At 70.3% G+C, this 12,445-nt stretch carries 15 protein-coding genes; 8 read left to right on the forward strand and 7 right to left on the reverse strand.

All coding sequences use genetic code 11. The features are described from left to right. The first annotated feature begins 104 nt into the window (after positions 1-104). Positions 105-497 carry a SecDF P1 head subdomain-containing protein gene (locus tag AC07NX_RS12595; RefSeq protein WP_494642184.1) on the forward strand — a complete coding sequence of 131 codons (393 nt, stop codon included), beginning with the start codon at positions 105-107 and terminating at the stop codon, positions 495-497. A gap of 106 nt (positions 498-603) precedes the next feature. Here AC07NX_RS12595 and AC07NX_RS12600 read toward each other — a convergent pair whose 3' ends face one another. Further along, entirely contained in the window at positions 604-1,683 is a 1,080-nt protein-coding gene (locus AC07NX_RS12600; protein ID WP_494642186.1) for a DUF4167 domain-containing protein, read from the reverse strand. 295 nt (positions 1,684-1,978) lie between these two features. Continuing rightward, positions 1,979-2,827: a peptide chain release factor N(5)-glutamine methyltransferase gene (gene prmC / locus AC07NX_RS12605; protein WP_494642187.1), complete on the reverse strand. Its 849-nt coding sequence runs from the start codon at positions 2,825-2,827 to the stop codon at positions 1,979-1,981. An 84-nt stretch (positions 2,828-2,911) separates the two neighbouring features. On the opposite strand from prmC, the gene AC07NX_RS12610 reads away from it, so the two are divergent. Genes AC07NX_RS12610 through AC07NX_RS12620 form a run of 3 tightly spaced genes read left to right on the forward strand, consistent with a single transcriptional unit; the run spans position 2,912 to position 3,719 of the window. After that, complete coding sequence (locus tag AC07NX_RS12610; RefSeq protein ID WP_494642188.1) at positions 2,912-3,187, forward strand: type II toxin-antitoxin system ParD family antitoxin; 276 nt, start codon at positions 2,912-2,914, stop codon at positions 3,185-3,187. 19 nt (positions 3,188-3,206) lie between these two features. Beyond that, entirely contained in the window at positions 3,207-3,383 is a 177-nt protein-coding gene (locus AC07NX_RS12615; RefSeq protein WP_494642190.1) for a CopG family transcriptional regulator, read from the forward strand. A gap of 42 nt (positions 3,384-3,425) precedes the next feature. Continuing rightward, complete coding sequence (locus tag AC07NX_RS12620; protein WP_051968741.1) at positions 3,426-3,719, forward strand: type II toxin-antitoxin system RelE/ParE family toxin; 294 nt, start codon at positions 3,426-3,428, stop codon at positions 3,717-3,719. Here the strand turns inward: AC07NX_RS12620 and AC07NX_RS12625 are convergent. Beyond that, the gene (locus tag AC07NX_RS12625) at positions 3,716-4,477 is read right to left on the reverse strand and encodes an MOSC domain-containing protein (RefSeq protein ID WP_494642191.1); all 762 of its coding nucleotides are present in this window, start codon (positions 4,475-4,477) and stop codon (positions 3,716-3,718) included. The genes AC07NX_RS12620 and AC07NX_RS12625 overlap by 4 nt on opposite strands. A 100-nt stretch (positions 4,478-4,577) precedes the next feature. On the opposite strand from AC07NX_RS12625, the gene AC07NX_RS12630 reads away from it, so the two are divergent. Next, positions 4,578-5,831 carry a YihY/virulence factor BrkB family protein gene (locus tag AC07NX_RS12630; protein WP_494642193.1) on the forward strand — a complete coding sequence of 418 codons (1,254 nt, stop codon included), beginning with the start codon at positions 4,578-4,580 and terminating at the stop codon, positions 5,829-5,831. A 38-nt stretch (positions 5,832-5,869) separates the two neighbouring features. Continuing rightward, complete coding sequence (locus AC07NX_RS12635) at positions 5,870-6,400, forward strand: GNAT family N-acetyltransferase (protein ID WP_494642194.1); 531 nt, start codon at positions 5,870-5,872, stop codon at positions 6,398-6,400. Between the two features lie 172 nt (positions 6,401-6,572). On the opposite strand, the gene AC07NX_RS12640 is transcribed toward AC07NX_RS12635, so the two are convergent. Together AC07NX_RS12640 and prfA are read right to left on the reverse strand one after the other, a co-directional pair. After that, positions 6,573-7,439, reverse strand: coding sequence for an alpha/beta hydrolase (locus AC07NX_RS12640; protein ID WP_494642195.1), 867 nt, complete (start codon positions 7,437-7,439; stop codon positions 6,573-6,575). Positions 7,440-7,699: 260 nt separating this feature from the next. Next, complete coding sequence (prfA, locus tag AC07NX_RS12645; RefSeq protein WP_019848794.1) at positions 7,700-8,770, reverse strand: peptide chain release factor 1; 1,071 nt, start codon at positions 8,768-8,770, stop codon at positions 7,700-7,702. Between the two features lie 161 nt (positions 8,771-8,931). On the opposite strand from prfA, the gene AC07NX_RS12650 reads away from it, so the two are divergent. Beyond that, entirely contained in the window at positions 8,932-9,444 is a 513-nt protein-coding gene (locus AC07NX_RS12650; RefSeq protein WP_494642196.1) for a DUF1993 domain-containing protein, read from the forward strand. Positions 9,445-9,587: 143 nt separating this feature from the next. On the opposite strand, the gene AC07NX_RS12655 is transcribed toward AC07NX_RS12650, so the two are convergent. Beyond that, positions 9,588-10,067: a molybdopterin-dependent oxidoreductase gene (locus tag AC07NX_RS12655; RefSeq protein WP_494642198.1), complete on the reverse strand. Its 480-nt coding sequence runs from the start codon at positions 10,065-10,067 to the stop codon at positions 9,588-9,590. A 163-nt stretch (positions 10,068-10,230) separates the two neighbouring features. Then, positions 10,231-10,905, reverse strand: a complete 675-nt coding sequence (locus tag AC07NX_RS12660) for a LysE family translocator (RefSeq protein ID WP_494642200.1) — start codon at positions 10,903-10,905, stop codon at positions 10,231-10,233. Between the two features lie 95 nt (positions 10,906-11,000). Between AC07NX_RS12660 and AC07NX_RS12665 the strand changes: the two genes are divergently transcribed. Continuing rightward, positions 11,001-12,383 carry an aminotransferase-like domain-containing protein gene (locus AC07NX_RS12665; protein WP_494642201.1) on the forward strand — a complete coding sequence of 461 codons (1,383 nt, stop codon included), beginning with the start codon at positions 11,001-11,003 and terminating at the stop codon, positions 12,381-12,383. Positions 12,384-12,445 lie beyond the last annotated feature (62 nt).

Consider the following 12,445-nt stretch of genomic DNA (forward strand, 5'->3'; position numbering starts at 1 on the left):
TCACCACTAGGCCCGTCGCGCTCGCGGCGCTGATCGCGCCGTCGGCTTTCTGGCTTGGCGCGATCGATGCGCCAGCCCTCGCGCAAGACCGGGATCGCGCCGCCGTGACCGGCGAGGCGCCTTGCCCGGCCGACGGCGCCTTTTCGATCGCCGGCGAACCCTTCGGGCCAGGCGATGTGACGGAGGTCGAGACCCAGTTCAGCGACCTGGGCATGCCGCTGATCGAGATCGAGCTCAGCGACCAGGGCCATGCGCGCTTCCTGGCGCTGCAGGACGGGCGGGTGGGCGACAGACTGCCGATCTGCCTGGCCGGCGCCCTACTGTCCGCCCCCTATCTGGCGGAGCCGATCACGGGGTCCAGCCTGCAGATCGCCGGCGCCATGACGGTCCCGGAGACCCGGGATCTGGCCAGGCGAATCCGGGAACATCTGGGCCTGAAGGACAAGGCGCCCCTCTCTTCAGGCGCGGCGGATCAGCCCGCCGAACAAACCCGCTAACGCCGGCCGCCGCCGTGGCCGACGTCGGGATCCCGGGCGCGCGGCCCGGGATGACGGCTGAAAGCAGAGAGGCGGTCGCCAGCGCGCGCCGGCGACCAAAAGAAGCCTAAGCTTCTTCCGACCCCGGCGTGGCGCTTTCGAAGCTGCGCGGAGCGCGGCGGCGCTTGGGCTTGGCCGGGGCCTCGCCGTCGTCCGAAGCGACCGGCGGCGCGGCGGAAACCGCCTCGGCCGAGGCCTCGACGCGGGTCGACTTGCGGCCCAGGAAGGCCGGGGCGTGGCTGACGTCGCCATCCTGGCCGCGCAGCAGCGGCGAGGCCGGAGCCTCGCTGGTCAGCGGCGTGGCCTGGGGCTCGATCACGGCCATCGGATCGCGGTCGCGCGGCGCCCGTTCGCGGCGCGGACGCTCGCGGCGGCCTTCGCCCTGGGGCTGCTCGGCGGCCTCGGCGGCGACGGGGCGGTCCTCCCGCACGCGGTCCTCGCGCGGACGCTCGTCGCGGAAGCGGTCTTCCCGCGGGCGGTCGTCGCGCGGGCGATCTTCCCTCGGACGGTCGTCGCGGGGACGGTCATCCCGGGGCCGGTCATCACGGGGGCGATCGTCACGGGGACGATCGTCGCGCTGCCCGTCGCGCGGACGGTCGTCGCGGTCGCGCCAGCGATCCCGGCGGCTCTGGCCTTGGCCCTGGCCGTCGCGGTTCTGGTTGTTGTCGCGGGGGCGGTCGTCGCGCTGGCGATCCTCGCGGGGACGGTTCTCGAACCGGTCGCGACGCTGTTCGCCGCCCTGCCCCTCGCCGCCCTCGCCCTCGGCCTGGACCTCGGCGGCCTCGGGCGCTTCGGGCTGTTCTTCGGGCTCGGCCTCGAAGTCGATCTCGTAGGCCGAATAGGCGTCCTTGCCGATGATGTCGCTGACGGGGCGATTCGGCTGGATGGCGCGCAGGACGCGGAAATAGTGCTCGGCGTGCTGCAGGTAGTTCTCGGCCAGGACCCGGTCGCCGGACGACGTCGCGTCGCGGGCCAGCTGCTGGTACTTTTCATAAACGCTCTGGGCCGCGCCGCGCACCTTGACGCCTTCGGGACCGTTCGAATCGAAGGCCCGGTTGGCGTTGTGCTGCTGAGGCTTGCCGCCGCTACCCGCTCCGCCGCGATTGTTGCGGCCGCGCTGGCGCTTCATGCCCTTGAAATCTCTCATCTTCTCTTCTGAACCTGTCCGGCGGCGATTTGCTCGTCCGGTGTTTGGCCTCTGGAGCGGGGTGAACCCGGTTAGGTCCTGCCTTCGATGTTCTAGAGACGCTGGTTTCCGTAGAGCCTCCGCCCGGTTCGGGCGCGGCGATCAGCCTGGTCGGCCGTTCGCGCCTGCCGGGGGAGCCTTACGGTCATCGAGACGACCGCTTTTCCCATCACCCGGCGTTTTGGAAGGAGACGCTATTCGTCTACCGCCTCACGCCAGGGTTTCCAAGGGATTTTTCAAGTCGAGGCCTGGAGCGCTATTTCGTACCGGTCACAACGCGGTCGTTGACGGACAGATCCTTGATGGTCCGCACGTTCTGGGCGCCGACCTGCCTGAACAGCGTCTCGACCGCCTCGGACTGGTCATGGCCGATCTCGACGGCGAACATCGCGCCGGGCTTGAGCACCCGCAGAATCTCGCCGGCCAGGAAGCGATAGGCGTCCAGGCCGTCGGGGCCGCCGTCCAGGGCCAGGCGCGGTTCGTGGTCGCGGACCTCCGGCTCCAGGGTCTCGATCACCTCGGTGGCGATGTAGGGCGGGTTGGAGACCACCAGGTCGAAGCTGTCGTCGCCCAGGCCGTTGGTCCAGTCGCCGCGCAGCAGGGCCGTCCGGCCGGCGAGGTCCAGGTTGGCGGCGTTCTCGCGGGCCACGGCCAGGGCCTCTTCCGAGACGTCGATCCCCAGCCCCTTGGCGGCGGGCCGCTCGGCCAGCACCGCCAGCAGGATCGTGCCCGAGCCCACGCCCAGGTCCAGCATGTTGAACGGCATCTGCTCGGGGAACGCCTTGAGCACCTCGTCGACGATCACCTCGGTCTCGGGACGCGGGGTCAGGACGTGCTTGTTGACCTGCAGCAGGATCTTCCAGAACCCCTTGCGGCCGATGATGTGGCTGACCGGCTCGCGGCGGGCCCGGCGGTCCAGGAAGTCTTCCAGCGTCGCCATCTGGGCTTCGGTCAGCACCCGGTAGGGATCGGTGATGATGTCGGTGCGGGTGACGTCGGCGGCCACTTCCAGCAGCAGGCGGGCGTCGATGGCCGGCTGGTCGATCTGAACGGTCTTCAGACGATCCTTGGCGGCGTTCCAGGCTTTGACGAGGGTCAGGGTCATGGGGCGGGCTCTTACTCCGCCTTTTCGGCGGGCGCGACATTTGTCGTGGCGGCGAGGTTTGATACCCTCGGGTCGGAGGTCCCGATGAGCAAACACACCTCTGTCAGGCTCGACGAACATTTTCAAACCTTCATCGCGACGCAGCTGCGTGAAGGGCGGTATCGGTCGGCCAATGCGGTCATGCTCGCGGGGCTGGCGCTGTTGGAGCATCAGACCCGACTCGAAGCGCTCAGGACCGCTCTGATCGAAGGCCGGCATAGCGGCTTCATTGAGGATTTCGACTTCGACGCGTCCATCAAGGAGAAGGCGCAACGTGATGGCGCGGAGGTCGCCGGGGGCCGCCCTCCCCCACAAGAGTAGATCGTGCTAGGCTACATCCATGAAGCCTGAACTGTCCAATTCGCATGACGTTGACGCCGAAACCGAAGCTGCGGCCGACGCCGAGGCGCTGGCCGATCTCGACGCCGGGCGCACGGTGTCGGGCGAGGCTGTGAAGCGTTGGCTTCGTTCATGGGGAACGGCCGATGTGTTGCCGACTCCCCGCATAGGCGATTGAACCAGCCCTCAAGATCGGGCGTCATGACGCCATAATCGGCGCATGAACACCAAGCTGCCAACCTACGTCGTTTCGATCTCTCCGCAGGCGCTTCACCAGCTCGACGAGGCGCGCGCCTATATTCACGCCCAGGGCGCGCCCCTCGCGGCGCAGCGCATGGCCGCCCGGTTTCTCGCGGCCATCGAGACGCTGGAGCAACATCCGCAGAGAGGACGGCGCGTCTCGCGCGACATCCATGAACTTTTGATCGTGCGGCCCTACGTGATCCGCTACCGCATCCGACCGGGCGTCGTGGAGGTGATGCGTATCCGCCACGCAGCCCAACGGCCCCGCTAGACCACCCCCACCCAATCGCCCTCGGCCACCGCCCCGCCCTCTTCCACCCGCAGGTAGACGCCGCAGAACATGTGGCCGTAGTGGTCGAACAGCGCCTTGACCAGCTCGATGTCGCGCTCGGCCGTGACCGGATCGACGTGGGTGGCGGCGCAGCGGACGATCGGCTTGAGCACTTCGGCCCTCGCCTCGCCCACCCGCATCGCCCGGCCGGCCCAATCGTTCTCGACCCAGGCCGGCCAGCCCTCGACATAGAGGTTGGCGCGGAAGCGCAGCGGATCGACCGGTCGGCCCAGCCGGGCCTCCAGGTCGCGGACGCTGGCCAGGTTGACGACGGAGACATAGCCGCTGCGGCTGTCCATGAACCGGTGGTCGCCCGGCCCCTCGACCACGCGCAGCGGCCCCTGGACCGCGTCGCCCAACAGGTCGGCCAGCCAGGCCTCGAATCCGCGCCGCCCGTCGTCGCCGCGCAGGTCGCCGGCGAAATCCGGCCGCCCGTCGGCCCGGGCGGTGAACACGCCGGTCGCCGCGTCATAGGCGGTGCGCGCCCTGGCCACCTGCGGGACCTTGGCCAGCACCGCGAACTTCATCTTCGAGATGTGGGCCGGGGCGGCCGGATCGAAGCCGCTGGGCCCGTCCTCGACCGCGTAGAGGCGGTCGCAGGGAAAGCACTGGCCCGCGACCAGCTCGGCCCGGTCCAGGCGTTCGGGCGTGAATCCCTTGACGGGGTGGCGATAGAGGCTAGCGACGTGGGCTTGCATGACGCGCAAGGTCGTCGACGACTCGGAGCTTGGCAAGGTGAAGCCTCATCGCGGGGAACGGAGCGGCGCCGGGCGTGTTCCCCCAGCGGAGGGCCAGGCCATGACAGACACCGCGCCGCGACGCCCGATCCGGTCGTGGATCGCCTCGCGGCCCTACCACTTGGCCCCCTGGATCGCCCTGCTGGCCCTGGTCCCGTTCGTCCTGCCCAAGCCTCGGCCCGGCCACGCGCCGAACGAGACGCCGCTGGACCACCCGCCCGGCCTGTCCGAGGACCGGGCCATGCCGCCGCACGAGTTCGACAAGGCCGAGCCGATGCGCGGCCGGGCGGCCCGGCATCCGCACCGCATTCCCGTGCTGGGCTGGCGCGACATCCTGTGGCGCACCTTTCGCGAGATCAGCGTCGACCGCCTGCCCGCCGTGGCCGGCGGCGTGACCTTCTACACCCTGCTGGCCATCTTCCCGGCCATCGGCGCCTTCGTCTCGCTGTACGGCCTGTTCGCCGACGTCGGGGCGGTCGAGAAGCAGCTTCAGGAGATGTCCAGCGTCTTCCCCGCCAGTGTCGTCAACATCATCGGCGAGCAGATGCTGCGCCTGGCCAGCCAGGAACAGGCCAAGCTGGGCGTGGCCTTCGTGCTCAGCCTGCTGCTGTCGATCTGGTCGGCCAACGCCAGCATGAAGGCGCTCTTCGACGGGCTGAACATCGCCTATGACGAGGACGAAAAGCGCAACTTCGTCACCAAGACGGCCTGGACCTACGCCTTCACCCTCTGCGCCCTGCTCTACGCCGTGGTGCTGGCCGGCGTGCTGATCGCCGCGCCGATCCTGCTGGAGCGGGTCGGCCTGAGCGCCGCGGCGCCGATCTGGATTCCGCTGCGCTGGCTGATCGTGCTCCTGGTGACCGCCTTCGCCTTCGCCATGCTGTACCGCTTCGCCCCCTGCCGCGCCCGGCCCCGCTGGCGCTGGGTGATCTGGGGGTCGCTGTTCGGCGCGGCGGCCTGGCTGGGCGGGTCGCTGGTGTTCTCGGTCTATGTCAACCGCGTGGCCCACTACGACGCCACCTACGGCCCGCTGGGGGCGGTGATCGCCTTCATGGTCTGGATGTGGTTCTCGATCATGACCGTGCTGGTCGGGGCCGAGCTGAACGCCGAGATCGAGCACCAGACCGCCATCGATTCCACCACCGGCCCCGAAAAGCCGATGGGCCAGCGCGGCGCGGCCATGGCCGACACCGTGGGCCTGGCCTTCCATCCCTGGGAGTTCATCCAGCGCGAGGCGGGCACGGTCAAGCGGGTGTCGGGCCGCTACTGGGGTCACGCCACCGGCTGGAGCAAGGCCAAGCGCCCGCCCAGCTGAGCCTTGGCGAACAGCCGGGTCGTTCCTAAGTTCGAGGCATGATCTTCGCCCCCGCCGCCGAGTCCGAATTCCCCGCCATCGTGGCCCTGGTCAATTCCGCCTATCGCGGCCAGGGCGCCCAGGCCGGGTGGACCACCGAGGCCGGCTATATCGACGGCCAGCGCATCGACCTGGACAGCCTGCGCCAGGACCTGGCCGAGGCGCCCAACGCCGTCCTGCTGACCCTGCGCGACGAGGCGGACGGCCCGCTGCTGGGCTGCGTCTGGATCGAACCCGACGCCGAGGTCCCGGAAGGCGACGCCTGGTACCTGGGCATGCTGACCATCCGGCCCGACCTGCAGGACCGCCAGCTGGGCCGGGCCCTGCTGGCCCATGGCGAGGCCTATGCCCAGGCGCGCGGCGCCGCGCGGGTGCGGCTGACCGTCGTCCACCTGCGCGACACCCTGATCGCCTGGTACCAGCGCCGGGGCTACGCCCTGACCGGCGAGACCAAGCCCTTCCCGGTCGGCGAACGGTTCGGCAAGCCGCAGCGCGAGCTGTCGTTCGTGGTGCTGGAAAAGAGGCTGTAGCGTCCGCTCCGATTGAGCGGCGTAACGTTTCCAGGTGTCATCCCGGAAAGCGCGGAGCGCTTGTCCGGGACCCAGGACAACCGCAAGGCCCTCGCCCACTCCCCTGGGTCCCGGACAGCCTCTGCGAGGCTTCCGGGATGACAACCTTTGGCGGCCAGACAGCGGGATCTCGCTAAACGCCCACCGCCTCCAGCCAGCGGGCGCACAGGTTCGGCCAGGCGCCGACCGGCAACTGCGGACTACGCAGGGCGAAGCCGTGCGGCGCTTCCGCGAAGACATGCAGCTCGGCGTGACCGCCACGGTCGAGATAGGCGCGTTGCAGGCGAAGGCCGTTCTCGACCGGCACGACGGGATCGCTGGCGGCGTAGACGATGAACGCGGGCGGCGGGTCGGCGACCAGCGCCGCGTCCGGCTGCAGCGCCTCGTACAGCGCCTGCTTCTCCGGCGGCGACAGGGGCGGCTTGTCGGCGACCACCGCCCGCCCCTCGGCGTTGGTCGAGATCGGCCCGTAGGCGACGATCAGGGCGTCCGGGCGCGCGCTCTGGTCCGGAGCCGCGGAGGCCGGCGCGGTCCAGGCGTCGGGATAGGCGGCGACCAGGCAGGCGGCCAGGTGACCGCCCGACGACAGTCCGAGCACGCCCACCCGGCCGATGTCGACCCCGAGGCCGGGCGCGCGGGCGCGGATCAGCCGCATCGCCTCGATCGCGTCGTCGACCGGCGCCTGCGGTCCGCCGGCCGCGTCCGGGAAACGATGGACCAGGACGAAGGCGTGGTAGCCCAGTCCGTTCAGCCACAGCGCCACCTCGACGCCCTCCTTGCCCAGCATCAGCTGGGTGTAGCCGCCGCCGGCCAGGACCAGCATCGCCCCGCCGTTGGGGACCTCGGGCGCGAAGGCCAGGACCTGGGGCCGCTCGACGGCGGCGATCTCCAGGTCCAGGCGCGGTGCCTCCGGATCGGCCAGGATGAACCCGGGATCGGCGTCCGCCCCATCGCCCCAGACATTGAAACGGAAGGTCTCGCCAAACGGCGTTCGGGTCATGAGCAAGCCACGCGATTACGAAGGACGCCCCCGTCCGACGGACGGGGCGACCGGAGCGGCGCCGGTTCGTCGAAGCGCCTCGGCGTCGAGCTGGTTTCATATCATGGGATAAATTCCCGCCAATCGGGACGATAGCCGGGTTCTCGATTTCATGTCGAGCGCTGCGTTCGCCGCTCGGACGAAAGACGCCGGCAAGCTCGCACGAAGCGGCCGGGGCGGACGCCTTGGGCCTGCCCCGGGCCAGCTAAGACAATTATTTCCTAGAACCCGCCGTCTTCCAGACTCGCGAGACGCGCGGCCTGATCCTCGGCGATCAGCGGCTTGATGATGTCGTCCAGGGCGTCGCCCTCCATCACCTTGGCCAGGTTGTAGAGGGTCAGGTTGATCCGGTGGTCGGTGACCCGGCCCTGCGGGAAGTTGTAGGTGCGGATGCGTTCGGAGCGGTCGCCGCTGCCGACCTGGCTCTTGCGAGCGTCCGAGCGGGCGGTGTCCAGGGCCTCGCGCTGCATATCGTACAGGCGCGCCTTCAGGTTCTTCATCGCCCGGGCGCGGTTCTGGTGCTGGCTCTTTTCCGACGACGTCACCACCACGCCGGTCGGCAGGTGGGTGATGCGCACGGCCGAGTCGGTCTTGTTGACGTGCTGGCCGCCGGCCCCGGACGAGCGGTAGGTGTCGATCCGCAGGTCGCTCTCGTTGATCTCGATCTCGACGTCCTCGGCCTCGGGCAGCACCGCGACGGTGGCGGCCGAGGTGTGGATGCGGCCTTGCGCCTCGGTGGCCGGCACGCGCTGGACGCGGTGCACGCCGCTCTCGAACTTCCAGCGGCCGAACACGCCGTCGCCGGTGACCGAGGCGATGATTTCCTTGTAGCCGCCCATCTCGCCTTCGGAGACGCTGTCGACCTCGACCTTCCAGCCCTGCAGCTGGGCGTAGCGCTGGTACATGCGGAACAGGTCGCCGGCGAACAGGGCCGCCTCGTCGCCCCCCGTGCCGGCCCGCACCTCGAGGATGGCCGAGGCGTTCTCGTCCTTGTCGCGCGGGGCCAGCATCAGGGCCAGCTCGCGTTCCATGACCGGCAGCTTCTCGTCCAGCGCCGCGATCTCGTCGGCGACCATGGCCGCCATTTCCGGGTCGCCGGCCATCTCGTCCAGCTCGGCGCGCTCGGCGCTCAGCTTGGCCAGGGCCTCGACGGCCTCGGCCACCGGGCGCAGCTCGGCGTGCTCCTTGGAGAGCTTGACGATCTCGGCGCCGTCGGTGGCCGCGCCCATGCGGGCTTCGACTTCGCGGAAACGGTCGAGAACTTGGTCGAGGCGGGCCTGGGGCAGTCGCAAGGGGAAGATGTCACGCTGTGGAGGAACGGGCGGTCTCTCTACCGCTCCGAACGCCCCGCGTCACCCCTTGGCGGGCGGACCTGTAAAGCCTGACCATGCGCCCCTATCTGCCGGGGGCGGCGAAACATCCCCCGCGCCGCGTCCCGCTTTCGGAGCCTTCCATGCCCCTGTCGATGCATCGCGCCTCGGTCCCCGTCTTCGCCCGCGCCCTCGAGGTGCTGGCCACCCTGCTTGAGAAGGGCGAGGCCCACGCCAAGGCCCAGGGCCAGAACCCCGACGACCTGGTCGCCGCCCGCCTGGTCGACGACATGCTGCCGCTGTCGGGCCAGGTCCAGCGGGCGTCGGACGCCTCCAAGGGCGCCGTGGCCCGGCTGACCGGCGTCGAGGCTCCCGCCATGCCCGACGAAGAGACGAGCTTCGCCCAGCTCCGGAAGCGCGTGGCCGACACCCTGGCCTATATCCGGAGCGTCGATCCCAAGGCCTTCGAGGGCAGCGAGGACCGCACGGTCGAGCTGAAGACGCCTGGCGGGGCCCTGACCTTCACCGGCGAGGACTATCTGCTGGGCTTCGCCCTGCCGAACTTCTTCTTCCACGTGGTCACGACCTACGACATCCTGCGCCACAAGGGCGTGCAGATCGGCAAGCTGGACTATCTGGGGCCGGTGCGGGGGTAGGCCCCCTGAGTGTTGTCATCCCGGAAAGCGCGCAGCGCTTGTCCGGGACCCAGGGGACTGGGCGAATGCGTTGCGGTTCACCTGGGTCCCGGACAGCCTCTGCGAGGCTTCCGGGATGACAACGATTGGAGACCCTTCCCGATCTACGGAACCGCCTTCACCTCGACCGAGACCAGCATCCGCGGCGAGCGGCCCGGGCGCAGGTCGCCGTCGACGACCAGGCGGTAGGGCCCTTCCTTGGCGTCCAGCGGCTGGCCGTCCTTGCTGTCGGCGATGATCACCGGATTGGCGCGGTAGATCGGATCGGTCTCGCCCAGGGAATAGGTCGCGGTGAAGCCGTCCGAGCCCTTGGCGATCACCACCTGGTTCAGGTAGCGGCCCATCAGCCGGTCGCCCGAGACGACCCCGGCCTGCTTGAGGGCCGCGTTCAGCAGCACGCCCTCGTAGGTGATCGGCTTGCCATGGGCGGTGAAGGTCGCCTTGGCGCGCGGCAGGGCCTTCAGGTCGGCGGGCGTCAGCACCACGGTGTCGCGGCCCTGGACCGTAACCTTCAGGTCCTGGGCCAGGGCCGGGTTCGCGGCAAGGATGGCGGCGACGGCGGCGAGAAGAAGCGCGGGGCGCATGGGAGAGACCTCATGTGAAGCGTCCGATCTGAGGTCGATGCGCCCCGCCGCGCAACCCCTCCCCTTCCGCCGAGAGCGAGCGGATTTCTTGGGGAAGAGGCTCAATACAGCAGCGTCTTTCCCAACGCCCCGGGTCCGCCCGGCGGCGGCGAGGCGATACGCCCTACCCTCGCGACGACCAGCGCGGCGTCGCCGGCAGGTCGGCCAGCAGGCGCGGCGCTTCCTTCGAGGCGCCGGCGGGACGGGTCTCGACCACCAGCGGATAGAGCGACACGACCAGCAGGGCGGCCATGGTCAGGTTGAAGGCCCGCAGCACCGGCGGCCGGTCCAGGAACCGCCGCATGCCCTGGCCGAAGCCCGCCCAGGCGGCGCTACACGGCGCGCCGACCAGCATGAAGGTCCCGGCCACCAGGAACACCCCGCTCGTCGAGCCCTCGGGCGTGTAGGTGGTGGCGGCGGTCAGGGCCATGGCCCAGGCCTTGGGATTGACCCACTGGAAGGCGGCGGCCTGCAGGAAGGTCATCGGCCTGGCGCCCGCGCCCTTGTCGGACACGCCCCTGGCCGTGGCGATCTTCCAAGCCAGCCACAGCATGTAGGCCCCGCCCACCCACTTCAGCACGTCGTGCAGCACCGGCCAGGCCTTGAACACCCCGCCCAGGCCCAGACCCATGGCCAGCACCATCACCGCCAGGCCGACGCTGATGCCCAGGATCTGCGGCGCCGTGCGGCGGAACCCGAAGTTCGCGCCCGAGGCCAGCAGCAGCATGTTGTTGGGGCCGGGCGTGCCGGCGGTGGCGAAGGCGAACAGGACGAAGGCGAGCAGCAGTTGAGCGGTCATGGCGGACACTCCAGAAGCGGAATGTCACGGTCATCTTGCCAATTGCATCATGAGTCAAAACCTATATTGTTCCAGTGACAATTATGGAGAACCCGATGGCCGGCTGGACCCCGACCCTGCCGCCCAGCGCCGCGCCGCTGTATGAGCGCCTGCTGGACGCCCTGCGCGCCGACATCGCCTCCGGCGTCCTGAACGACGGCGACCGCCTGCCGCCGCAGCGCGACCTGGCCCACCGCCTGGGCCTGGGCCTGGGCACGGTGACGCGCGCCTATGTCGAGGCCGAGAAGGCCGGGCTGGTGCAGGGCCATGTCGGCCGCGGCAGCTTCGTGCGCGGCGTGGGCGTCTCGCCCGCGCGGTCGATCCCGCTGACGGGACCGATCAACCTGGCCCAGAACATCGCGCCGCAACGGGCCGCCGCCGACCATCTGGTCGAGGCCCTGGCCAAGCTGCGGCGGCGTTCCGACCTGCTGGACCACCTGGCCTATGCGCCCGTGGCGGGTTTGGACACCCAGCGGCGGGCTGGCGCGGCCTGGCTGGCGCGCAGCGGAAAGCTCGAGGGCGCGGACTGGACGCGGCTGGTCTGCTGCGCCGGCGCTCAACAAGGCCTGGCCCTGGCGCTCGGTGCCCTGGCCCGCCCCGGAGACACGGTGTTGTGCGAGGCCTCGACCTACCAGGGCGTCAAGGCCATCGCCGAGTACGGCGGCCTTCGGCTGCGGGGCCTAGCCATGGACGCCGACGGCATGCGGCCCGACGCGCTGGAGGCGGCCGCGCGGGACGGCGCGCGCGTGGCGGTCCTGCTGCCCACGCTGCAGAACCCCACCGGCCGGATCATGAGCCTACGCCGGCGCGAAGAGATCGTCGCCGTCGCCCGCAAGCACGACCTGTGGCTGATCGAGGACGACATCTACGCGGTCTATGCCGGCCCGAACCATCCGCCGCCGCTGGCCGTGCTCGCCCCCGAGCGGGTGTTCCACGTTTCGGGGGTGTCCAAGTCGCTCGCGCCGGGCCTGCGGGCCGGCTACCTGGTCACGCCCCCGGGCGAGCACCTGGACCTGGTGCTGCGCGCCGCCCGCGCCTTGACCTACGCCCCGCCGGCCCTCGGCGGATTGATCGCCACCCAGTGGATCGAGGACGGCACGGCGGACCTCATCGCCGCCGCCGGCGTGGCCGAGACGACCACCCGCCTGGCGATGGCGCTGGAGATCCTGGGTTCGGCGGCGGAGCCGCCCGCCTCGCCCGCCGCGCCGCACCTGTGGCTGCCGATGGGCGAGCTGGAAGCCGAACGCCTCGCCGGACGGGCCTTGCGCGACGGCGTCGAGGTCACCCCGCCCGGCGCGCCGATCGTGACGCCGGGCCTGGAGACCGGCGTCCGCATCTGCCTGGGCCCGGCGACGGACCAGGCCGAACTGGAGAAGGGCCTGCGGGTCGTCGCGGCGGCCCTGACCGGAGCGGACGAACGCTCGCGGGCGGTGATCTGAGGTTTCCGTCGATTTGTTCTAGCGCGCCGCGCGACGGCGCCCGACACCATCCTTGCAAGACT

The organism is Caulobacter sp. GW821-FHT09A05, from assembly GCF_059418465.1.

Coding starts and splice junctions, on each gene's coding strand:
- AC07NX_RS12600 (WP_494642186.1), bottom strand. CDS start 1,683: ATGAGAGATTTCAAGGGCATGAAGCGCCAGCGCGGCCGCAACAATCGC.
- AC07NX_RS12640 (WP_494642195.1), bottom strand. CDS start 7,439: ATGACCCGAACGCCGTTTGGCGAGACCTTCCGTTTCAATGTCTGGGGC.
- prmC (WP_494642187.1), bottom strand. CDS start 2,827: ATGACCCTGACCCTCGTCAAAGCCTGGAACGCCGCCAAGGATCGTCTG.
- AC07NX_RS12630 (WP_494642193.1), top strand. CDS start 4,578: ATGACAGACACCGCGCCGCGACGCCCGATCCGGTCGTGGATCGCCTCG.
- AC07NX_RS12625 (WP_494642191.1), bottom strand. CDS start 4,477: ATGCAAGCCCACGTCGCTAGCCTCTATCGCCACCCCGTCAAGGGATTC.
- AC07NX_RS12660 (WP_494642200.1), bottom strand. CDS start 10,905: ATGACCGCTCAACTGCTGCTCGCCTTCGTCCTGTTCGCCTTCGCCACC.
- AC07NX_RS12655 (WP_494642198.1), bottom strand. CDS start 10,067: ATGCGCCCCGCGCTTCTTCTCGCCGCCGTCGCCGCCATCCTTGCCGCG.
- AC07NX_RS12615 (WP_494642190.1), top strand. CDS start 3,207: ATGAAGCCTGAACTGTCCAATTCGCATGACGTTGACGCCGAAACCGAA.
- AC07NX_RS12635 (WP_494642194.1), top strand. CDS start 5,870: ATGATCTTCGCCCCCGCCGCCGAGTCCGAATTCCCCGCCATCGTGGCC.
- AC07NX_RS12665 (WP_494642201.1), top strand. CDS start 11,001: ATGGCCGGCTGGACCCCGACCCTGCCGCCCAGCGCCGCGCCGCTGTAT.
- AC07NX_RS12610 (WP_494642188.1), top strand. CDS start 2,912: ATGAGCAAACACACCTCTGTCAGGCTCGACGAACATTTTCAAACCTTC.
- AC07NX_RS12650 (WP_494642196.1), top strand. CDS start 8,932: ATGCCCCTGTCGATGCATCGCGCCTCGGTCCCCGTCTTCGCCCGCGCC.
- AC07NX_RS12620 (WP_051968741.1), top strand. CDS start 3,426: ATGAACACCAAGCTGCCAACCTACGTCGTTTCGATCTCTCCGCAGGCG.